This is a genomic window from Corynebacterium vitaeruminis DSM 20294, assembly GCF_000550805.1.
Lineage (GTDB): Bacteria > Actinomycetota > Actinomycetes > Mycobacteriales > Mycobacteriaceae > Corynebacterium > Corynebacterium vitaeruminis.
Genome location: NZ_CP004353.1, coordinates 2,506,887 through 2,529,449, shown reverse-complemented (window position 1 = coordinate 2,529,449; position 22,563 = coordinate 2,506,887). Strand labels below are relative to the sequence as shown.

The 22,563-nt window shown below is 67.5% G+C and carries 16 protein-coding genes; 6 read left to right on the top strand and 10 right to left on the bottom strand.

What is annotated here, in order from left to right; genetic code table 11:
• Window positions 1-60 precede the first annotated feature (60 nt).
• A complete protein-coding gene (locus B843_RS11475; protein ID WP_025253635.1) occupies window positions 61-1,242 on the top strand; it encodes a glutamate--cysteine ligase in 1,182 nt (393 codons plus the stop codon).
• Window positions 1,232-1,756 carry an alpha/beta hydrolase gene (locus B843_RS13325; protein ID WP_025253634.1) on the top strand — a complete coding sequence of 175 codons (525 nt, stop codon included), beginning with the start codon at window positions 1,232-1,234 and terminating at the stop codon, window positions 1,754-1,756. Before B843_RS11475 ends, B843_RS13325 begins: the two co-directional genes overlap by 11 nt.
• Here B843_RS13325 and B843_RS11465 read toward each other — a convergent pair.
• The 9 genes from B843_RS11465 to B843_RS11425 form a co-directional block, all read right to left on the bottom strand.
• On the bottom strand, window positions 1,753-3,006 hold the full coding sequence (locus B843_RS11465; RefSeq protein ID WP_025253633.1) for a glycosyltransferase 87 family protein: 1,254 nt from the start codon (window positions 3,004-3,006) through the stop codon (window positions 1,753-1,755). The genes B843_RS13325 and B843_RS11465 overlap by 4 nt on opposite strands.
• A gap of 198 nt (window positions 3,007-3,204) precedes the next feature.
• The gene (locus tag B843_RS11460; protein WP_025253632.1) at window positions 3,205-3,576 is read right to left on the bottom strand and encodes a monovalent cation/H(+) antiporter subunit G; all 372 of its coding nucleotides are present in this window, start codon (window positions 3,574-3,576) and stop codon (window positions 3,205-3,207) included.
• Entirely contained in the window at window positions 3,576-3,851 is a 276-nt protein-coding gene (locus B843_RS11455) for a monovalent cation/H+ antiporter complex subunit F (protein ID WP_025253631.1), read from the bottom strand. The genes B843_RS11460 and B843_RS11455 overlap by 1 nt, the downstream gene beginning before the upstream one ends.
• Window positions 3,848-4,360, bottom strand: a complete 513-nt coding sequence (locus B843_RS11450; protein WP_025253630.1) for a Na+/H+ antiporter subunit E — start codon at window positions 4,358-4,360, stop codon at window positions 3,848-3,850. The genes B843_RS11455 and B843_RS11450 overlap by 4 nt, the downstream gene beginning before the upstream one ends.
• Window positions 4,357-6,069, bottom strand: a complete 1,713-nt coding sequence (locus B843_RS11445; RefSeq protein ID WP_025253629.1) for a Na+/H+ antiporter subunit D — start codon at window positions 6,067-6,069, stop codon at window positions 4,357-4,359. The genes B843_RS11450 and B843_RS11445 overlap by 4 nt, the downstream gene beginning before the upstream one ends.
• The gene (locus B843_RS11440; protein WP_025253628.1) at window positions 6,062-6,553 is read right to left on the bottom strand and encodes a Na(+)/H(+) antiporter subunit C; all 492 of its coding nucleotides are present in this window, start codon (window positions 6,551-6,553) and stop codon (window positions 6,062-6,064) included. The genes B843_RS11445 and B843_RS11440 overlap by 8 nt, the downstream gene beginning before the upstream one ends.
• A complete protein-coding gene (locus B843_RS11435; RefSeq protein WP_025253627.1) occupies window positions 6,550-9,459 on the bottom strand; it encodes a Na+/H+ antiporter subunit A in 2,910 nt (969 codons plus the stop codon). Before B843_RS11435 ends, B843_RS11440 begins: the two co-directional genes overlap by 4 nt.
• 169 nt (window positions 9,460-9,628) lie before the next feature.
• The gene (locus tag B843_RS11430) at window positions 9,629-10,195 is read right to left on the bottom strand and encodes a hypothetical protein (RefSeq protein WP_038595509.1); all 567 of its coding nucleotides are present in this window, start codon (window positions 10,193-10,195) and stop codon (window positions 9,629-9,631) included.
• 440 nt (window positions 10,196-10,635) lie between these two features.
• On the bottom strand, window positions 10,636-12,009 hold the full coding sequence (locus tag B843_RS11425; RefSeq protein WP_025253625.1) for a dipeptidase: 1,374 nt from the start codon (window positions 12,007-12,009) through the stop codon (window positions 10,636-10,638).
• A gap of 326 nt (window positions 12,010-12,335) precedes the next feature.
• On the opposite strand from B843_RS11425, the gene groL reads away from it, so the two are divergent.
• From groL to B843_RS13320, 4 genes are all read left to right on the top strand, one after another.
• A complete protein-coding gene (gene groL, locus B843_RS11420) occupies window positions 12,336-13,976 on the top strand; it encodes a chaperonin GroEL (protein ID WP_025253624.1) in 1,641 nt (546 codons plus the stop codon).
• 450 nt (window positions 13,977-14,426) lie between these two features.
• Window positions 14,427-14,621, top strand: coding sequence for a hypothetical protein (locus tag B843_RS11415; protein ID WP_025253623.1), 195 nt, complete (start codon window positions 14,427-14,429; stop codon window positions 14,619-14,621).
• Between the two features lie 408 nt (window positions 14,622-15,029).
• On the top strand, window positions 15,030-15,926 hold the full coding sequence (gene ppk2, locus B843_RS11410; RefSeq protein WP_025253622.1) for a polyphosphate kinase 2: 897 nt from the start codon (window positions 15,030-15,032) through the stop codon (window positions 15,924-15,926).
• A gap of 415 nt (window positions 15,927-16,341) precedes the next feature.
• On the top strand, window positions 16,342-18,414 hold the full coding sequence (locus B843_RS13320) for a VaFE repeat-containing surface-anchored protein (protein WP_025253621.1): 2,073 nt from the start codon (window positions 16,342-16,344) through the stop codon (window positions 18,412-18,414).
• 200 nt (window positions 18,415-18,614) lie between these two features.
• On the opposite strand, the gene B843_RS11400 is transcribed toward B843_RS13320, so the two are convergent.
• The gene (locus tag B843_RS11400) at window positions 18,615-22,538 is read right to left on the bottom strand and encodes a Pls/PosA family non-ribosomal peptide synthetase (RefSeq protein WP_025253620.1); all 3,924 of its coding nucleotides are present in this window, start codon (window positions 22,536-22,538) and stop codon (window positions 18,615-18,617) included.
• Window positions 22,539-22,563: the final 25 nt, after the last annotated feature.

Here is a 22,563-nt window from a genome sequence, read left to right as displayed (position 1 = left end):
TTCTTTAAGGCCCCTTAACTGGGAACTTCTACTGGGATTTTCAACCGGAAGGTGACGCACATGCCCCAGCCGTTTCACGCCTCCGCACGGCCAACCCTGGGCGTGGAGTGGGAGATCGCGCTCGTCGATCCCCAGACCCGGGACCTGGTCCCGCGCGCGGGCGAGGTGATCGAGAAGGTCGCCGCCGCCCACCCGGAGATCCACCTTGAGCGCGAGTTCCTCGCCAACACCGTCGAGCTGGTCACCCCGGTCTGCCGCAACGCGGGCGAGGCCACCGCCTACCTGGACTCCTGCCTCCGGGCCATCAAGGAGGCCACCGACGAGCTGGGGCTCAAGCTCTGGTCCTCCGGCTCGCACCCGTTCTCCGACTTCCGCACGCAGCCGGTGAGCGAGAAGGGCCACTACAAGGAGATCATCGAGCGCACCCAGTACTGGGGCAACCAGATGCTCATTTGGGGCATCCACGTCCACGTCGGCATCTCCGACAAGGACCGCGTCTGGCCGATCATCAACGCGATGCTCACCATGTACCCGCACCTGCTGGCGCTCACGGCTTCCTCGCCCGGCTGGGATGGCATCGACACCGGGTACGCCTCCAACCGCACCATGCTCTACCAGCAGCTTCCCACCGCGGGCCTGCCGTACCAGTTCCGCAACTGGCAGGAGTGGGAGTCCTACATGGACGACCAGGACAAGTCGGGCGTTATCAACCACACCGGCTCCATGCACTTCGACATCCGCCCGGCGGGCAAGTGGGGCACCATCGAGGTGCGCGTCTCGGACGCGACGAGCAACCTGCGCGAGCTCTCGGCCGTCGTGGCGCTCACCCACCTGCTCGTGATCTACTTCGACCGCATGATCGACCGCGGGGAGGCCCTGCCCAGCCTGCAGGATTGGCACGTGGCCGAGAACAAGTGGCGCGCCGCCCGCTACGGCATGGAGGCGCTCATCATCACCTCCCGCGACACCGACGAGCGGCTGGTCACCGAGGACCTCGAGGACTGGCTTGAAAAGCTCGCCCCCCTGGCCAAGGAGTTCGACTGCGAGGGCGAGCTGGGGCTCGTCCGCGAGATCATGGAGCGCGGCGCGGGTTACCAGCGCCAGCGCGCGATCTTCCAGCAGACCGGCTCGTGGGAGGCCGCCGTCGACGCCACCTGCGCGGAGATGAACACGCTGCGCCCGCTCGCAGGCGGCGAGGTAGCCAGCGGGCAAGGCCACAAGGAAGACGCAGATGAGCGCTGACGTCGTCCTCGTCTCGCCCTCGGGCCGCCACCCGGACTGCTGGACTCAGGTCGTCCAGGCGCTGCCGAACGGGGTGAAGCCGTGGCTGCCTTCCACTTTCGGGCTGTCGTTTAAGGAGCAGGTCGCGGCGGTGGAGCGCTTCCTCGACAAGAACGAGCTGCGCCGGGTGGTCCTCGCAGGTCACGGCACGGGCGCGGACGTCGTCGCCACCGTCGCGGTCCGTTCGCCGGGCCGCGTCCGCGCGCTCGTCCTCTCCCACCCCGCGGGCATCCTGCCCGGCCGCGCCGGGTTGCGGTTCGTTCCCGCCTTTGGTGAGCGTCGAAAAGCGTTGAAGCTGCTCGCCGACATCGATTGGCCAGGAAAACCGTTACCGGAGCGCACGCTGGCGTTGCTTGTCGACGGCCAAGGCCTGGAAGACGCATCCGTGACCGCGCTGCCGCGCGGCGAGCGCCCCTACTTCGACGCCGACCCGGCGCGGCTGGCCGGCATCATCGCGCGGGAGGCGACCGCCTAGCTGGGCGCCACCGCGGACGCCGCTCCCGCGACGACCGCCTTGCGTCCGAACCGCCGCGTAAGCGTCAGCGCGACGTTGAAGGCGACGTAACCCACGATGATCGCCGCGCCCACGGCGCTAAACGCCGCGTTGTAGAGCCGATCGGGGTAGTCGGCCTGGGAGAAGAAGTTCAGCGGCTTGGAGATGATCCACGTCAGCTGCGGCAGGGTGATCGCCACCACCGCGCCCGCGCCCACGAACGCGCTGGCCTGGCGGACAAGCCCGCTCGACGCGCGGGTGGCGAGGCCGTCGACCCACACGATGAGGCACGCCATCGCGGGGACCACCCACACCCAGTGGTGGAACCACGTGAACGGGGAGATGAGGCACGCGCCGATGCCCGCCAGCGACATGGCCACGGCGGGCGAGTGGTGCTTGGTCGCATAACGCAGCCCCACCCAGATGAGCACCACGGTGATGATCGCCGCGACCAGCCAGGCGGCCATGTTGTCGACGCCGAACACGCGCAGCATGACCGAGCGCAGCGACTGCGCGCCGGGGTTGGTGTGCTCGCCCACGCGCGAGGAGTCGCTGATGGCGTTGGTCCAGAACCTCGAGGCGTCCGGGATCGTGGCGAAGCCGAGCGCCACGGTGGCCAGGAAGGTGATGAAGCTGGTCAGGGCGGCCAGGTAGCGCTTCTGCGCGAGGAAGACGATGACGAAGAAGGCCGGGGTGAGCTTGAGGCCCGCGGCCAGCCCCACGCCGATGCCGCCCAGGTTGCGCTTGGGGAGGAAGTCGAGGGCGACAAGCAGCATGAGCAGCGGGTTGATCTGGCCGTAGAAGAAGCTGCCGTGGATGGAGTCGAGGCCAAACGAGCTGATCGCGATGAGCACGGCGAGCAGCCACACGCCGAAGCCCGCGCGCACCTTGGTGCCGAAGACCATCGCGATGACCGCCACCATCGAGAAGAAGTTGAGCCCCTGCCAGCCCCAGGTGGTCGCCGTGGTGGACCAGGAGGCGAACCAAGAGAAGATCATGCCCGCGAACGGCGGGTAGGTAAACGGCAGGCCCGGAATGAAGTCGCCGTCGTAGAGGTTGCCGCCGCTTGCCACCTGCTGGCCCGCGAGCCGGTAGACCTGTAGGTCTATCGGCGCGGCCTGAAAGGCGTGGGCCTCGTCGTAGATGAAGGCCTCGCGGTAGATCACGAAGGCCGCGATCGCCGCGAAGATGACGAGGAGGGTGGGGAGGCTGCGGAGGGAACGCACGGACATCTGCTCCAAATAAGCACGTGAGGGAAATGAACTACAGGATAGCCGACGCACCTGAGAGGGGCGCGGTCACAGACCGCGCCCGGGGGAACGGAACCGCGCCCGGGGGAACGGAACCGCGCCCGAAACGTGGAACCGCGCCCGGGGATTAGGAACGCCCGGGGATAAGGACCGCGTCCCGGAAAACACCCAGCGAAAGGCCTAAGGCTTCCTCCGCACCGCCCGCTGCGCCGGCGCCTCGTTCGCGCTTAAGTGATCCGGCGGCCCGTAGAGCCCCTCGCGGCGGCTCACGCGCCCGAGCCGCTGGCCGGTCACCGGCCCGGTCATGAGCGCGAACAGCACGAGCAGGACCAAGATCCCCAGATCCCCGCGCTGGCTGATGTCGAAGGACGGCGAGCCCACCACCCGCACGATCGCGCCGATGACGGTGAGGATGAGCCCGACCGTCTGCGGCTTGGTCACCGCGTGCACTCGCGATAGCGTGTCGCCCAGCCGCACGAGCCCCACCGCCGCGGAGAACACGAAGAAGGCGCCGAGCCCGATGAACACGAGGGAGATGACGTCGGTGAGCATCAGGCATCGTCCCTCTTGCGGAAGCGGGCGACGGCCACCGTGGAGATGAACCCCACTAGGGCCACGACGATCATGGCGTAGGAGACCGAGGTGTCCAGCGTCCAGCAGATGTAGGTGGCCAGCGCGCACTGCATCATCGCGGCGATCGCGTCCATGCCGAGCAGCCGGTCGATCGAGTTGGGGCCGGCGAGGATCCGGTAGCTGGTCAACAGGAAGGAGGAGGCAAACACGCAGGCGATTACCAGAAGCGCTGCGTTGTAGGCGGTCGGGTTCACTTAAGTCCCCTTTCGAAGGTGGCGATGAGCCGCCGCTCGAGCTCGGCGACGGCGCGTTTCTGGCGCTCGATGTCGGAGTCCGACCCGGCGTTGAGCAGGTGGATGGTCCACTCGCGGTTGCCCACGTCGATGTCCGTGACGGTGCCGCCGGGCTGTAGGTTGTACAGCGCGGTGGCCAGCGCGAGGATGAGCTCGGACTCCACGCGCATGGGCACGGTGACGATGGCGGTGGTCGGCGGCGGGGCGGGCCGAAGCGAGATCCACGCGACCGCGAACGCGCCCCGAAACAGCCCGCCGAGCCAGTGCCACCCGAGCCCGATCAGGGGTCGAAGGTGCACGTGGATGGCCCCGCTGGGGATGGCGGGCAGCGGCAGCAGCAGGGACACGGCCAGCCCGATGAACAGCCCCGCGAGCACGTTGCCCACCGTCAGCTCGCCCTGCAGCATCACCCACATCACCACCGCCCAGGCCGTGAAGTACGGGCGGAAGCGTCGCCGGATCCCGTTCATCGCGCCCCCTTGCTTGTCGACGCCTGCCGCTCGGCCTGGCTGCGCTCATCGAGGGAGTCGGAGCGCTCGGAGTTGGACTCCTGATCCACGGTCCGCGAGGGCACGGGGTTGATGCCCAGCACGGCTTCCTGGTAAATGCTGGTGTCCTGCGCGGACTCCGCCGCGCGCGTGGTCACGGCGGTGACCGGCCCGGCCACGATCGTCAGCCCTAGCGAGCAGGCCACCAGCACCGAGGTGGCGGCCAGCATGCCCGCGGGCGCGCGGCCCACGTCGGCGCGCTCGGCGACGGTGGTGGTGGCGGTGACGTCCGAGAGCACGGTCGGGCGCACGAGCGCGGTGTCGCCCTCGGGAGCGTCGGCGCGGTCGCGCCAGAAGGCCTTCGACCACACCACGACCATGGTGTACAGGGTGAGCAGGCTGGTGACTACCGCGCCGCCGATGAGCAGCCAGGACAGCGGGCCGCCGGCCCTGGCGGCGGCCTCCAGCACGATGACCTTGCCCAGGAACCCGGAAAACGGCGGGATGCCGCCCAGGTTCATGGCCGGGAACATGTACAAGACGCCGAGCAGCGGGAACGCCTTGGCCAGCGAGCCCAGCCTGCGCAGCGAGGAGGAGCCCGCCTGGCGCTCGATGAGCCCCACCACCAGGAACAGCGCGGTCTGGACGAGGATGTGGTGGATGGCGTAGAAGATGGCGCCGGACAGCCCCTGCGCGGTGCCGAGCGCCAGCCCTAAGATCATGTAGCCGATGTGGCTGACCAGCGTGAAGCTCAAAAGGCGCTTGATGTCATTTTGCGCCATGGCGCCCAGGATGCCCACGAGCATCGTCGCCAGCGCGACCCACATGAGCAGGGTGTCGAGGGTGCCGGAGGTAAACACCACCGAGCGCATGCGGATGATCGAGTAGACGCCCACCTTGGTCAGAAGTCCCGCGAACACCGCGGTGACCAGCGAGGGGGCGGTGGGGTAGGAGTCGGGAAGCCAGCTGTCCAGCGGGAACACCGCCGCCTTGATGCCGAACGCCACGAGCAGGACGGCGAAGATCATCGACTGCGTCCCGCCCGGCACGTCCGCCATGCGCTGGGAGATCTGCGCCATGTTGAGCGTGCCCACCGCGGCGTAGACCAGCCCCAGGCCGATGAGGAACACCACGGAGCTGACCATCGACACCATCACGTAGGACACGCCCGCGCGCACGCGCGCCGGGGAGGCCGAGAGCGTGAGCAGGACGTAGGAGGCCACCAGGAAGATCTCGAAGCCGACGTAGAGGTTGAACAGGTCGCCGGCGAGGAAGGAGACGTTGATGCCCATGGAAAGCAGCAGGTAGGTGGGCAGGAACACCGCGACCGGGTCCTCCTCGTCGCCGTCGCGCACGCCCTGGCCGATGGCGTACCACATGACGCAGAACAAGACGAGCGAGCTCACGGCGAGCATGAGCGCGGAGAGCCGGTCGGCGACCAGCGTGATGCCCACGGGCGCGTCCCACCCGCCGACCTGCAGGGTCTGGATGCCCTCGCGGTCGACGAGCAGCACGAGCGTGACCGACAGCGCGATGAGCGCGAACAGGATGCCCACGGTGATCGCCCGCTGCGCCCGCGGGGAGCGCGCGAAAATCAGCGCCAGCGCCGCGCCGAGGGCGGGCAGCAGGATGGGCAGCGGGATGAGGTCGGGCAGGATCGACACGAGGAGGTCGTAGAGCTGGCTAGTCACTGGTGTCCTCCTTGATCGGCTGTTCGAAGGAGCGGGGGCCGAAGTCGTCGCCCTGGCTGGTCGCGCGCCCGGTGTCCGGGTCGGCGGAGGCGTCGTGGTCGGGCGCCGCGGAGGCCGCCCTGGGGCGCGCGGCGATGGCGGCGTCCTCGGTGTCGTCCTCGATGAGGTCCTCGGTGCGGTAGCGGTACTGCCGGTAGGCGAGCGCCAAGATGAAGGCGGTCATCGCCATCGAGATGACGATCGCCGTGAGGATCATGCCCTGGGCCAGCGGGTCGGCGATCCGGTCCCCGAATAGCGCGGACGCGCGCCCCTCGATCGGCGGGGAGCCGGGGTCGCCGCCGCTGAGCAGCAGGATGAGGTTGATGCCGTTGCCCAAAAGCAGCAGCCCCAGCATCATCTTGGTCATCGCGCGGTCGAGCACGAGGTAGACACCCGCGGCGACGAGCACGCCCGCGGCGAGCAAGAGGGAGAGGTTCGCGATCATTTCTTGCGTCCTTCCAGCCGTTGGGCGTTCTTTCTCAGCGTCCGCGCGCGGTCGCGGGCGCGCTGCTTGCGCATGTCCTCGTCGCGGTCGAGCTGCCCCCCAAGGGAGTCGAGGATCCGCAGCGTCAGCCCCACCACGATGAGGTACACGCCCGCGTCGAAGGCCATCGCGCTCGTCAGCGACACCGGGCCCACCAGCGGCAGGTCGAGCTGCTGGTACAGACTCGTCAGAGCTGGCTTTCCGACGGCCAAAGGCATAAGCGCCGTGATCACGCTGAGCGCAAGCCCCGATCCGAGCACCCGCGAGGCGTCCACGGGCAGGGTTTCCTCCAGCTCCTCGCGCCCGGCGGCGAGGTAGCGCAGCGTGATGGCCAGCCCCGCGACCAGCCCGCCCGCGAACCCTCCGCCGGGGCCGTTGTGGCCGGCGAAGAAGAGGTACAGGCTGAGCACGATCATCGACGGGAAGAGCACCCGCGTAGTGACGTCGACAAGCAAGCTGCGATTGCGTGCCTTCTCGCTGCTTGATGAGACGGCCAGCCACCTACGGCCCGCGACGCGCAGGGTGGGGCGCCGCGAGTCGCGGGCGAAGCGCCGGGTGCGGTAGACGAGCGAGGCGACGCCGATGGCCGCGATGACCAGCACGGTGATCTCGCCGACGGTGTCCCACGCGCGGATGTCCACGAGCAGGACGTTGACGGCGTTGCGGCCGTGCCCGATCTCGTGCGCCAGGCCCGGGATCCACTCCGACACCGGCACCGCGGTGCGCGCGTTCTGCGCGAAGACGACGTAGGTGACAACGGCGACGCCCACGGCGACCGACAGCCACGCCCGCGCCCTGGTCAGCTTCGGGCCGGAGCGCCACTGCGTCGACGGCGGCAGGCGGCGCAGGACCAGCATGAACACGACCACCGTGACCGTCTCCACGAGCAGCTGCGTGAGCGCGAGGTCGGGCGCGCCGTAGGTGGCGAAGATGAACGACAGCCCGAAGCCGGTGACGCCGACCAACACGAGCGCCGAGAGCCGGTTGTGGGTGACGGCCGCGGCGATCGCCATGACGATCATGATGCCCGCGACCACGCCCTCGATGGGCGAGTCCCACAGTCGCATGCGGATGTCCGTGCGCTCGCCCGTGAGCAGCAGCGCCATGGGGACCACGGCGAGCACGATGAAGATCGTGGCGAGGTTGATCATGAGCGAGCCGCGCTGCGTGGAGGCGGTGAGCTTGAGCGAGAGGAAGCGCAGGAAGTCGATGACCCTGTCGTAGGCCGCCGAGGCGCTGCCGAGTGCGGGCTCGCTGAAGTAGAGCCTGGACACCAGCGCGCGCTGCCAGAAGATCACCGCACCCGCGAGCAGCACGAACGCGGTGATCGCCAGCGCCACGGTGAGCCCGTGCCACAGCGCGAGGTGCTCGCCCGATTCTGCGGGGAACACCGAGCCGAGGTGCTCGGAAATGACAAAATCCAGCGGCCCCGGCGCAACGCCCAGCACCACGGACGCCGCCACGAGGACGGCGGGTGGTACCCACAGCGCGGGCCCGATGCCGTGCATCCCGGCCACCGCCGAGGAGACCCCGCCGCCCGAGGCGTGCGCGGGCGGCTTGGTGGCGAACGCCCCGTGGAGGAAGTGCAGCGAGTAGGCCACCGTCATGATCGAGCCCGCGGTGATGCCCACCAGCAGCATCTTCCCCGGCATGCCCGCGAGCAGCCCCTCGTCGAGCACGGCGGCGAGCGTGGTCTCCTTGGCCACGAATCCCAGAAGCGGCGGCAGCCCCGCCATCGAGGCGGCGGCGACCAGCGCGAGGAGGAACAGCCCCGGCTGGGTGCGGCCGAGGCCGGAGAGCTCCCGGCAGTCGCGGGTGCCCGTGGCGTGGTCGATGGCGCCGACCACCATGAACAGCGCCGCCTTGAACAGTGCGTGCGCGAAGGTGAGCGCCAGGCCCGCCTGGAGCGCCTCCCGCGAGCCGATGCCCACGATCGACACAATAAACCCCAGCTGGCTCACCGTGCCGTAGGCCAGCACCAGCTTGAGGTCCTTCTGCTTGAGCGACATCCAGCCCGCCATGACCATGGTGATCACCCCGAGCGGCAGGATGACCAGGTGCCAGGCCGGGGTGAAGTGGAAGTCCGGCGCGAGGCGCGCGACCAGGTAGACGCCCGCCTTCACCATCGCCGCGGAGTGCAGGTAGGCCGACACCGGGGTGGGCGCGGCCATCGCGCCCGGCAGCCAAAAGTGCGCGGGCGCGATCGCGGACTTCGACAGCGCGCCCGCCAGGATGAGCACCACCGCGTAGGTGATGTGGTGGGTGCCGGCGAGGTGGGAAAAGGCCAGCTCGTGAAGGTTCCACGCGCCGGTCTGGCGGCCCAGCACGATGATCCCCACGAGCATCGCCAGCCCACCTAGGGTGGTGACCATGAGCGCCTGCTCCGCCGCGCGCCGGGAGGAGGCGCGCTCGCCGTAGTAGCCCACGAGCAGGAAGGACAGGATGGAGGTGACCTCCCAGAACACGTACATGAGCAGGAGGTTGTCGGCGATGACCAGCCCGTACATCGCGCCCGCGAACCCGGTCATCTGCGCCGCGAAGAACCGCAGGCGCCTCGGCGCCGCCCCGAAGTAGCCCTGGCAGTAGACGAGCACGAGCGTGCCGACGCCTAGGATGATGAGGCTAAACAGCGCCGCCAGCGAGTCGAGCCGGAAGGTGAGATCGAGGTGCGCGGAGCTCAGCCAGCCGTAGTGCGCGGTGATCGCTCCGCCATGCGCGAAGCGGCCGGTGGCAAACTCCCGCGCCAGCCACACGAATCCCGCCGCCGGCACCAGCGCCAGCACCCCGAACGCTCGTTGCCCCAGCGCGCGCACGAGCAGCGGGGCGGCAAGCGAGGCGGCGGCGAGCGCGATGAGCAGCGGGAGCAACGGGGGTCCTTCCGAGGGATCGAGGGTTGTTACACCTGCCCCAGTCTAGCGAAAGGTAGCTATTATCGCTTGCGGCCGTTGTTATTGCCCTTGCTTATCGACGCTACGCAGCCAGCAAAAATCCTCCCGCGAACCCAGAAGGCTCGGGGAGGAATAAAAACGGGGAAGCCTAGCCGTAGATGAGCTCCGCGGCGGAGGCCATGGCGGCGGCCGCGGACTGCTCCGGGGTGCCACCGAAGCCCATGGCCCAGTGCTTCTTGTTGTTGTTACCGGCGTAGATGAAGGTGACGGTGGCCTCGAAGATCTCGAACTGGTGGAAGGAGTGGATCTCGATGCGGCGGCCCATGTCCGCCAGCAGGTTGGTGCACGCGGAGATCGGGCCGGAGGCGACGATCTCGCGGGTCTCGGTGGTGCGTCCCGCGCCGTCGGTGCGGGTGATGTCAGCGGTGTAGCGCAGGTGCGAGCCGCGCAGCTTGGTGATGTCGGTGAACTGGATCCGAAGGTCGGTAGCTGGTGCGTAGGTAGAGACGAAGGTTCGCCATTGCATTCCGCGGGCCTCCTGGCGCAGACCGGTTGGCAGCTTGTGGCCGAAGCGAGCCCGGAACGGGTCGTCGGCGAAGATTCGGGTAGTCGACTGCTGGGGTTCCTGGCTCGCCGGCGTGACTTGCGGACGGTGGAAGTTGGTGAAGGTGGAGGTGAAGCCGGAACGGGTGCGGGTGAAGATCGGAGCAGACATTGAATTTCGGTCCTTATATATAGGTCTCAAAAAAATGAGGGTAAAGCTTAGCGATCCGTTCCGCCCGGCGGCCTAGGGTGAGGTCCTGAGCGGGGATCATTCGGTTAAGGTGGACCGACTCTCTGGGTTTGGGTTATAACGACTACTCCCCGAATGTGGGGAGTCAGTCCCTATCCCACAAACGGGTACGTAGCCTTAAGCACTCGGGCTACGCGCGCGGCGTCGCCGAGCACTAGTGCCCGCTTGGAGAGTTCAATGGTGTAAGTCACAAGTTGAATAGTAACCACGGTCACACGAGCGTGCAACTACGCCTCATGGGGGTTGACATTCGGGGGTAAAAACGCCCATGGTATGACCACACCCGCCCGATGGGGACCTTGGCGTCGAAAAGCGAAAACCCCTGCTCACAGCGGGCGCTGGGGCAGGGGCGGCGGCGATGCCTAGGAACGGGCGAAGTTCAACAGGAAGGACGCCTCGGCGACGGCGATGTCGACGATCTCGCGGGGGTCGACGGACTCGTCGGGGGAGTGGATGGTCGACTGCGGCTCCTCCACGCCGAACAGCGCGAGCTCCGCGCCCGGCACGGCCTCGAGCAGCTCCGCGCACAGCGGGATGGAACCGCCGGAGCCGATGATGGTCAGCTCCTTGTCGCGGTAGGCGGCGCGCAGGCAGGCGGCGAACTCCTGCATGGCGGGCCCGGTGATGTCCGCGGTGAACGGGTCGTTGATGTCCTCGACAAGCACGTCGATGTGCGCGCCCCACGGCACGTGCGCGCGCAGGTGCGCCTCGAGCGCCGAGGCGACGGTGGCGGCGTCCATTCCCGGCGGCACGCGCAGGTTGAGCCGCGCGGAGGCGGTGGCGGGCACGGCGTTGACGGCCTTGTCCACCGGGGTGGAGGTAAAGCCGGTGATCGACACGGCCGGGCGCGCCCAGACCATGTCGGCTGGGTTGTCGTCGGCGGTGCCCATGATCTCCGTGCCGTCCAGCATGCCCGCGTCCTCGCGGAAGGTCGCCGGGTCGTACTGCGCGCCCTCCCACTTGGCGGTGCAGTCCACGCCGTCGATCTGGGTGCGGCCGTGCTCGTCGCGCAGGGTGTCCAGCAGGCGCACGAGCGCCGCCACCGCGTCGGGCGCGGCGCCGCCGAAGGAGCCGGAGTGAACGGCCGCCTTGAGCGTGTTGAGGGTGACCGTCAGCTGCGCCCCGCCGCGCAGGGTCGTGGTCAGCGTCGGCTCGCCGACGGCGGCATTGCCGGAGTCCGCGATGAGGATGACGTCGGTATCGAAGAGCTCCGGTTGTTTCTCGATGAGCGCGGTCAGCTCCGCGCCGCCCTGCTCCTCTGAGCCCTCCACGAGGAATTTGATGCCCAGGTCGGTGCCGCCCGCCTCGTTGATCGCGCGCAGCGCCGCGAAGTGCATGACCAGGTTGCCCTTGCAGTCGGCCGCGCCGCGCGCGTACCAGCGGCCGTCGCGCTCGGTGAGCGTGAACGGGTCGGCGGTCCAGTTGGCCGGGTCGCCGGCGGGGACGACGTCGTAGTGGGAGTAGAGCAGCACCGTCGGCGCGTCGCCGACCGCGGGCTTGGTGCCGAAGACGGTGGTCGCGCCGCCTTCGTAGGGGTACTCGGTGACCTCTAGCCCCACCTTCTTCATGCTGTCCACCACCCACGCGCAGGCCTTGGCGTGGTCCTCGGCGCACTCGGGCACGGAGTGCACGGAGTTAAAGGAGGTGATCTGCGAAAGGTCGCTCCAGATCGCGGGGCGGTCGGCTTCGATGCGGGCGCGAAGCGCTTCCAGGTTGTTCGTCTCGTCGGTACTCATAGTTTCCCAGTGTAGGCAGTTTCCCCATGCCGTCGCTTTCCGACGCCTACGGCCTCGGCGCCCCATCCCCGGCGTTTGCTCTCGGCGTACCGCGCCACCTTGCACTCGCAAGGGTCGACTGCTAAAAACGAAGTTAGCACTTGACTAAATGGAGTGCTAAATAACAGCACACGCGCAGGAACCATCCCCTACGTTAGGGCGTTGATTTTCTGCATGTTCTTTTCTTGTGAGGAAAGGTTCACACTCAACCATTCCGTGCCGTCGCGGGCGCTGGAAAAGGGCAGAACAGACGTGAGTGTCGTCCCATATATAAGGAGCACAAACACATGGCAAAGATCATTGCCTTTGACGAGGAAGCACGCCGCGGCCTCGAGCGTGGCCTGAACACCCTGGCGGATGCCGTGAAGGTCACCCTGGGGCCGAAGGGCCGCAACGTCGTCCTGGAGAAGAGCTGGGGCGCCCCGACCATTACCAACGACGGTGTTTCCATCGCTCGCGAGATCGAGCTCGAGGATCCGTACGAGAAGATCGGCGCCGAGCTGGTCAAGGAAGTCGCCAAGAAGACTGACGACGTCGCAGGCGACGGCACCACCACCGCTACTGTCCTCGCCCAGGCACTGGTCCGCGAGGGCCTGCGCAACGTTGCCGCCGGCTCCAACCCGATGGGCATCAAGCGCGGCATCGAGAAGGCAGTGTCCTCCGTGACCGAGCAGCTGCTCGGCTCCGCCAAGGAGATCGAGACCGAGGAGGAGATCGCCGCTACCGCAGGTATCTCCGCGGCCGACCCGGCCATCGGCGAGCAGATCGCCAAGGCTATGTACGCAGTCGGCGGCGGCAAGCTCAACAAGGAGTCCGTCATCACCGTCGAGGAGTCCAACACCTTCGGCGTTGAGCTCGAGGTCACCGAGGGTATGCGCTTCGACAAGGGCTACATCTCCGGCTACTTCGCCACCGACATGGAGCGCCTCGAGGCCGTCCTCGAGGATCCGTACATCCTCCTGGTCTCCGGCAAGATCTCCAACATCAAGGACCTGCTCCCGCTGCTGGAGAAGGTCATGCAGACCGGCAAGCCGCTGCTGATCATCGCCGAGGACGTCGAGGGCGAGGCCCTGTCCACCCTCGTGGTGAACAAGATCCGCGGCACCTTCAAGTCCGTCGCCGTCAAGGCGCCGGGCTTCGGTGACCGCCGCAAGGCTCAGCTGCAGGACATGGCCATCCTCACCGGCGGCCAGGTCATCTCCGAGGAGGTCGGCCTGTCGCTCGACACCGCTGACATCCCGCTGCTCGGCCGCGCACGCAAGGTCGTCGTCACCAAGGACGACACCACCATCGTCGAGGGCGCTGGCGACGCCGACCAGATCCAGGGTCGCGTCAACCAGATCCGCACCGAGATCGAGAACTCCGACTCCGAGTACGACCGTGAGAAGCTGCAGGAGCGCCTAGCCAAGCTGGCCGGCGGCGTCGCAGTGCTCAAGGTCGGTGCCGCCACTGAGGTGGAGCTCAAGGAGCGCAAGCACCGCATCGAGGACGCCGTCCGCAACGCGAAGGCAGCAGTGGAGGAGGGCATCGTCGCCGGCGGCGGCGTGGCACTCCTGCAGGCCGCTCACGTCCTCGACAATGACCTCGACCTGGCTGGCGACGAGGCCACCGGCGTCAAGATCGTCCGCGAGGCGCTGTCCGCGCCGCTGAAGCAGATCGCCCTCAACGCTGGCCTGGAGCCGGGCGTTGTGGCCGACAAGGTCTCCAACCTGCCCGCCGGTCAGGGCCTGAACGCCGCCACCGGCGAGTACGTCGACCTCATGGCCGCTGGCATCAACGACCCGGTGAAGGTCACCCGCTCTGCCCTGCAGAACGCCGCCTCCATCGCGGCCCTGTTCCTCACCACCGAGGCCGTCGTCGCCGACAAGCCGGAGCCTGCCGCGCCCGCTATGCCGGGCGCCGACGAGATGGGCGGCATGGGCTTCTAGTCCCGCGCCCCAAGCGCCAATCCCCGCGAGTGTGCCATACACCCGCGGGGATTTTTTGTTTTTCATTTAAGTCAAACTATCCACAAAATGTCCCCCGTTTGAGGGTATTTTGAAAACAATTTGCATAGGAATTTCCGAAGGGTTTCGCAAGAAAGTTCACAATCGGATTGCCATTTACAATCGTTACACTTTCGGTAACATTCCCATAAACTGCAGGTTAGGGTAACCTTGACTCTATTGTTATAGTCCCAGTTCACCCCATGTTTCGACAAAGTTAATTTTGTTATGGGAAACCTTCACACCCTCACGGATTCATCACAAAACTTTTTTCGCCGCACCACTTGAAATGTTGTGAATCTGTGGCACACTTACAGGAGTGACGCCCCGGTGGGGTGTCAGGAAACTGGAAAACTTGCCAGCGTTCGCTGGCCCCCATCAGAGGAGATTTTCATGGATCTTTCTAACATTGCTGATCAGCTCGACAACTTCAAGGACGGCCTGGCTGCCTTCCACACCCTGACCGAGGTTCCGCAGTTCATTGCCAACCTCTTCGGTCTGGATGGGTCTAAGACTCCGTCTAATACCCTCTCTTCCAACCTCGAGGGTCTCTCCTCCACCGTCAAGGGTCTTTCCTCTGCTGAGTAGTCTGATTCTAGCCTCTGGCTAGTTTCTGTCTGATCAAAATCAACTTTCATAGACATAGGAGTCAAAATGGAGTCTCTCATCGCGCTGTCCTCTGCTTTCGATGACATTTTCAAGGTTCTGGCGCCTGCTGGCGCTATCGCTGGTGCTATCGCTGACCTGATCGGCATCTTCGCTTAAGTGATGCGCTGACGTTTCAGCTTTAAGCTTCCACAACCCCGGCCTTGTGCCGGGGTTGTGGCGTGTGGTGGGGGCCATGGGCGTCGGAAAGTGAAAAGCGTAAGGGGCGGGTGCCGTGTGGGGGAGGGATTGTGTGCCTCGTATTACCTATGGGGGTAATCGGCTAGGGGGTGGTTGCGACTTCGGGTGGAAGGCGAACATTGCTAGGCGTAGGGCGCTAAAATTTTAAGCATGGCTGACTCTGATACTGATCTCCCCGTCATCGACCTTGCTGCGACGGAAGGCTACATCGTCGACGACTCGGATGAGGATGACCCGGTACTGCTCGCCCCCGATGGGTCCCCCATCAACACCTGGCGTCAGGACTACCCCTACGAAGAGCGCATGTCGCGTGATGAGTACGAAAAGATCAAGCGCGCGCTCCAGATCGAGCTGCTGAAGTGGCAGAACTGGACCAAGGACACCGGCCAGCGCCACATCATTCTTTTCGAGGGCCGCGACGCCGCCGGCAAGGGTGGTTCCATCAAGCGTTTCAACGAGCACCTCAACCCGCGTGGTGCCCGCACCGTGGCGCTAGAGAAGCCGTCCCCGCGCGAGTCCACCTCGTGGTACTTCCAGCGCTACATCCAGCACTTCCCGTGCGCCGGTGAGATCGTCTTCTTCGACCGCTCCTGGTACAACCGCTCCGGCGTCGAGCGCGTCATGGGCTTCTGTACCGAGTCACAGCACGCGGAGTTCCTCCGCGAGGTCCCGATGCTCGAGAACATGATCCTGGGCTCCGGCATCTCGCTGACCAAGTTCTGGTTCTCCGTCTCCCAGAAGGAGCAGCGCACCCGCTTCGCCATCCGCCAGGTGGACCCGGTCCGCCAGTGGAAGCTGTCCCCGATGGACCTAGCCTCGCTCGATCGCTGGGACGACTACACCCGCGCCAAGGAGGAGCAGTTCCGCTACACGGACACCGACGAGTCGCCGTGGATCACCATCCGCTCGAATGACAAGAAGCGCGCCCGCATCAACGCGATGCGTTACATTCTCTCCAAGTTCGAGTACACGAACAAGGACCACGAGGTCGTCGGCGAGCCGGACCCGCTCATCGTCATGCGCGGTCGCGACCAGATCGGCGACTAACCCTTTGGGGGATTGGCCCCCACCTCATTCCGCACGCGCGGTGCCCCATCGGTCAGCTTGGGTGCCGCGCGGGGGAGGGGTGGGGGATTTTCTTGTGCCAATTTCTTGGCCGTTGCGGGGGTGGCGGCGCGTCGGAGTGATCGGATGCGGGGGCAGGCGGCCGCGGTCATTTATGGTCGGACCACAAGGGGTGTGGGCACGTTATATTGGCGAGGATCGAAGCTGCCGGGTGGAACCGTAGTCCTAGCTATCGGAAATGGGGGCCCGATTTGCGGCCCGGTTGGGAATGCTGGCACGCCTGTGAGCTGGGTGAATGGGGTTTTTTTCCACAAAGTGATGTCTGTATATTTCTTTTCTGATAGTCAGCCCTCGATTTTCTCACAAGGAATCCCCAAGCACAGAAAGGCAGGTATTCGTGAACTTCGATGCCCCACCCTTCGCCACGCGCCGCGGCCTCACCCTCGCCGGGCTCATCGCGCTCGTCATCGTGCTGGTCGCCGCCGTCGTGCAGCCCGCGCTGGCCCGCGCCGACAGCACCTACGAGGCCTACGCCACCGGCACCACCCAGGACGGCTTCTACAACGTCCGCCCGCTCGGCCAGGACGCCGCCGAGATCGCCTACTGCATGAACGTCCACTTCGCCCCGCCGCCGACACAGAACCCCGAGGCCGCCCTCCCGCAGTTTTCGCGTGTCGACGCCACAGGTGACTTCGCCGCCTACACCGAGAAGAAAGGCGAGGGCGACCTCGACTCCAAGCTCTTGACCATCCTCTGGAACGACGCCCCCAACGACGCCCTGGGGCTGGTCGACTCCGGTGTGCTCACCGCCGATGAGCTCCGCCGGGTCACCCAGAAGTCGCTGTGGTACTACACCGACGGCTACATCTCACAGGGCCTGCTCGACGGCACCTCCGAGTCCGCGAAGCTCTACCGCCAGATGACCCACCAGGCCAGGGCGGGCGAGGAGATGACGCTTGCGGAGTACCCGTCGGACGCGGTGCTCTACGTCTACACCCCGAACGACTCCGGCACCCGCTGGCAGACGCTGCTCGGCGCCTCTTTCCGCCACCCGTCCCCCCGCGAGGTCATCGTCCCTCGCGAGGAGAGCTTTAGCGTCGAAAAACGCGACGCCGAAACCAAGGAAACCCTGCCGGGCGCGAGCCTGCAGCTGCGTTCTGCGGCCGGCGACACCTACGCGTGGGACAGCGCCGCGACCAAGGAGAACCTCCAGCTGGAGCCGGGCGAGTACCGGCTTTCCGAGACCGCCGCGCCCGCCGGCTGCGAGCAGCCGGGCACCGCTCCGTTGGCCACCGTCACCATCGCCGAGGACGGCACCGTGACGCTCGGCGAGCACTCGCCGCTTGTCGCGCTCGAGGGCAAGACCCTCGTGGTGAATAACAAGAAGCAGTCGCAGCCGACGCTCGTCACCAACGCCTACGACGCGGCAGGCGGCGATCGCGACAACCTGCTGCCGTCGACCGGCGGCCAGGTCGCCGAAACGCTCACCTACACCGGGCTCGAGGCGGGCAAGATCTACGTCGTCCGCGGGCAGCTCGTGGACAAGGCGACCGGCCAGCCGACAGGCGTCGAGAAGCAAGAAACCTTTGTCGCTGAGACCGCCGACGGCAGCCGCACCGTAACCTTCGACGTGCCTGCCTCCCTCGCGGGGACCTCGCTCGTGGCCTACGAGGCGATCTACGCCGCCGACGACGAAAGCCGCGTCGTGGTCCAGCACGCCGACCGCGACTCCGCCGCGCAGACCGTGCTCGTGGATTCGCCCGAAATCCCCGCGGCGATCTCGACTAAGGCGACCGTGACCGGCGACTCCGCAAGCAACATCCTGCCCGCCAGCGGCGGCAGCATCACCGACACCGTGACCTACACCGGCCTGGAGGCCGGGCACACCTACACCCTGCGCGGCGAGCTCATGGACAAGCGCACCGGCGCCTCCACCGGCATCACCGCGGAGAAGAAGTTCGACGTCGACGAGCTTTCTGGCCCCGACGGCGAGGTCTCCCTCGACTTCACCGTCGGCGGCGAGTGGGCGGGCCACGACCTCGTCGTCTTAGAAACAATCATCGACCCCGACCACCTCGAGGCCGCCTCGCACAAGGACCTCGGTGCCGCCACGCAGACCATCATGGTCGCCAGCGAGAAGGAGGCCTTCGGCTGGGTGATCCCGCTGGCCATCGGCGGCGCGCTCATCGGTGGTGCGCTGCTGGCCGGGTCGGCTGTGTCGCCTGGTTCTTCGGGATCTTCGGGTTCGTCGGCGCCTGCTGGCTCCGCCGCCGCTGACGCTTCGCCGGCCGCACCGGCCTCGTCGCAGGCGCCGGTGGAGGCCGCGACCACCTCTGCTCCTGCCCCCACGCCCACGTCGCCCGCCGTTCGGCTCGCGACGACCGGCGCGAGCGTGCTGGGGATCCTCGGGATCTCCGTGGCGCTCATCATCGGCGGGGCGCTCGTGATCGCGCGCTGCCGTAAGGGCTAGGAGATCACAAGAAAAGCGGAACCTCTTTTCCGAGAGGTTCCGCTTTTTGGTGCCGCGCTTGGGGTAGCCAATCTGACGACGCAAAGCTCAGCGGCCAAACCATACGAGGTGATTTGGCCGCCGGAATTAGCGCGGTACGTGTGTTTCAACGCCGCCACTGCGTCCTAAATCGTAGAGGATGAAGGCGATGAGAGCTAGACCTACGCCTGCATCGGCTCGATCGGGTTGCCCTGCCACCTAGTCCCCGCGGGCACCTGGTCGCCGCGCATGACCAGCGAGCCGGGGGCGACGGTGGCGGATTCCCCGATGTAGGCTGCGGGCAGCGCCACCGAGTGGGCTGCCAGCGTTGCGCCGTCGGCAAGCGTGACTGCATCGAGGCTCATGACGCGATCCTGGAAGAGGTGCGTCTGCACGACGCAGCCGGGGCCGACGGTCGCGGCCTTGCCCACGCGGCAGAGGTCGGTTTCGGGGAACCAGTAGGAGTCGATCCACGCGCCGCGGCCGATGCGCGCGCCGAGCAGACGCAGGGCGTTGTTGAGGGAACCCGTGCCCAGGTTGGGTAGCAGGAACCACGGGGCGGCGACGACCTCGACGAAGGTGTCTTGCAACTCGTTGAGCCAGACGAACCAGCTCCACAAGGGGTGGTCGGCGGTCGTGTGGCGGCCGACGCACAGCCACTTGACCACGATGGTGATCGCCATCGCGACCACGCCGAGCGCCATGAGCACCAGCCCGCCGAGCAGCCAGGCGACGAGGATCCCGAAGTTCAGGTAGAGCCACTGGAGCGCGCCCATGAACGCGGTGGCCAGCACCGCGGAGGTCATGGGGGCGAGCAGGCGGAGGGTCTCCACGTAGCCGCGCAGGCGCTTGACGCGCGCGCTCGGGTTGTAGGTGCGCTGCTCGCCCTCGCTGGCGGTGACCTCCACGCGGCGCATGCGCTCCGGCGGGGAGCCCCACCAGTTGGAGCCCGCCTTCGCCTTCTTCGGGGTGGACGATAGCACCGCCACCAGCGAGTTCTTGCCCAGCTTGCGCTCGGGCCCCGCGATGCCGGAGTTGCCCACAAACGAGCGCTTGCCGATGCGGGTCTCGCCCGAGAGCATCCAGCCGCCGCCGAGCTCGTAGCCGCCGATGAGGGTGTCGTCGGCGAGGAAGGCGCCGTCGCGCACCTCCACGAGCCGGGGCACCATGACCGCGGTGGAGATCTCCACGTCCTTGCCGATCTTCGCGCCTAGGCTGCGCAGCCACACCGGGGTGAGCTGGGAGGCGTAGAGCGGGAAGAGGTGGCCGCGAGCGTCGTCCATGAGGCGCTCGATGAGCCAGACGCGCCAGCCCGCCGCCGAGCGCACGGGGTTCACGCCGGGTTTGACGCCGATGGAGAGCAAACGAACCATGACCCAGATGAGGACCATGTAGGAGCCGAAGGCCACGAGCGCGCCCGCCGGGGAGAAGACCAGCATGCCCAGGAAGGGATTGCCGCCGAGGGCGTGGGTGGCCGCCACCATCGCCGCCCCGCCGAGCGCGAGCGCCACCAGCGGCAGGAGTGCGAGCAGCAGCGAGGACAGTCCGTAGATGGGCACCCACCGGGAGCGCCGCGCTGGGTGCATGTCCGGGAAGCGGTGCTTGGAGCGGCCCACCTTGTGGGCGGGCGAGCCCGACCAGCGCGCGCCCGCCTTGACGTGCTTGTCGCCGGTGACGGTGGAGCCCGCCTCGATGTGGGCGTCGGCGCCGATGACGGTGCCCGGCAGGAGGGTGGAGCGCGCGCCGACGCGGGCGTTGTTGCCCACCTCGACGCGGCCCACGTGCACGACGTCGCCGTCGACCCAGTAGCCGGACAGGTCCACCTCGGGCTCGATGGAGGAGTGCTTGCCCAGGGTGAGCAGGCCGGTGACCGGCGGCAGGGAGTGCAGGTCGACCCCGCGGCCGATCTTCACCCCGAGCGCGCGGGCGTAGTAGTTCACCCAGGTCGCGCCGGAGATGGCGCGGGCACCGGAGGCGTCGGAAAGCCGCTCCGCGGCCCAGATGCGCAGGTGCGTGCTGCCGCCGCGCGGGTAGTCGCCGGGGACGATGCCGGCAGTGAGGGCGCGCGCTCCGAAGCCGCCGATGGGCAGGCGGCCGAGCGGGGTGGAGAACACGAGAAGCGCGGCGATGACCAGCCACCACGGGACCGCCTTCGCCCAGGTCACCCCGACGGCGGCCGCGACGTTGTTGATGAGCAGCAGGCAGGCCAGCCAGTTGGTGGCCTGCAGCGTCATGATCGGGACCTGGATGAGCGCCTGGGCAATGCGGGTGCCGGCCCCCACGGGCCTGACCGCGCGCAGGTCCTTCCTTTCCCGGTGGGCGGCTCCGTCGGCCCCGTCGGCATCGCTGGCGTCGTCGAAGGCGAGCTCGAAGCCGGACTCCTCGGCGATGGCCTCCACGCGCTCGGCCAGGGCGCCGAGGCGCGGGTGGTCATAGAGGTCGCGGACGGAGACGGTGGGCACGCGCTCGCGGATGCGGCCGACCAGCGTGGCCGCGGCCAGCGAGGTGCCGCCCAAGGTGAAGAAGTCCGCGTCGACGTCCGCCACCGAGGCGCCGAGCACGTCGACCCACAGGGTGGCCAGCCAGTTCTCCGTGGGGCGAAGCCCCTCCGCCTCGACGGTGGTGCCAGGCAGCGGCCAGGGCAGGGCCTTCTTGTCCACCTTGCCGGAGGTGGTCACCGGCAGGTCCTCCATCACGCAGATGCGCGGGACGAGGGCCGCAGGCATGGTGTCGACCAGGCGCGCGTGAGCGTCGTCCTGGTCGAAGCCCGCCCGCTCGTCCTCGAGGGAGACGTAGCCGACCAGCACCTTTTGCCCCGCGGCCTCCTGGACCACGACGGTGGACTGGCGCACGTTGGGCAGCGCGGCGAGGTTCGCGTCGACCTCGCCCAGCTCGATGCGGCGCCCGCCGATCTTGACCTGGTCGTCGATGCGGCCGACGAAGTAGAGGCCGTCCTCCTCAAGGCGCACGTGGTCGCCGGAGCGGTAGGCGCGCGCCCAGCCGAGCGAGGGCATCGGCGCGTACTTCTCCCGGTCCTTTTCCGGGTCGAGGTAGCGGGCAAGGCCCACGCCGCCGATGATGAGCTCGCCGACCTCGCCGACCTGCACCGGGTTGCCCTCGGCGTCGACGACCACGAGGTCCCAGCCCTGAAGCGGCAGTCCGATGGAGACGTCCTTGCCGGGGTAGAGCTGCGTGCCGCAGGCCACGACGGTGGCCTCGGTGGGGCCGTAGGTGTTCCACACCTCGCGGTCCGGGGTGGAAAGCTTCTCCACCAGCTCCGCCGAGCAGGCCTCGCCGCCGACGATGAGCAGGCGGATATTGTCCAGCGCCTCCGCCGGCCACATGCCGGCCAGCGTGGGGACGGTGGATACGACGGTGATGTCGCGGCGGATGAGCCAGGGGCCCAGGTCCATGCCGGAGCGCACGAGCGAGCGCGGGGCGGGCACGAGGCAGGCGCCGTGGCCCCAGGCCAGCCACATCTCCTCGCAGGAGGCGTCGAAGGCGACGGACAGCCCGGCGAGCACGCGGTCCTCGGGGCCGAGCGGGCCACCGGGGGAGTCGACGAGGAACATCTGCGCCTCGGCGTCGACGAAGGCGGCGGCGTTGCGGTGGGAGACGGCAACGCCCTTGGGCTTGCCCGTCGAACCCGAGGTGAAGATGATCCAGGCGTGATTGTCCAGCCGCGGCGTGCGCGTGTCGCCGCCCGGGGTGGGCCGAAGCATCTGGAACCCGGCGGCAGTAAAGACGCCGTTGATCGCGGCCTCGCCGAAGACCATCTCGGCGCGCTCGTCGGGGTCGTCGGCGTCGACGGGCACGTAGGCGGCGCCCGCGGCGATGGTGGCCAGGATCGCGATGTAGAGCTCCTTGCGCCCGCTGGGCATGCGCACGCCGATGCGGTCGCCGCGCTTGATGCCCTGCTTGTGCAGGAAGGCGGCGAGGTTGTTGACCTCGTCGATGAGCTCGGAGTAGGTGATGACGGTGCCGTCGTCGATGGCGGCGGCCTCGGGGTGCTCGCGCGCGGTGGCAAGGAGTATGTCGTAGAGCGTGCGGGGCGCGGGTGCATGGCTGCCGCGCAGGTACTGGGAGGGGTAGGAAGACATGCGCATGGGAGAGGGGCGTCCTTAAAGTAAC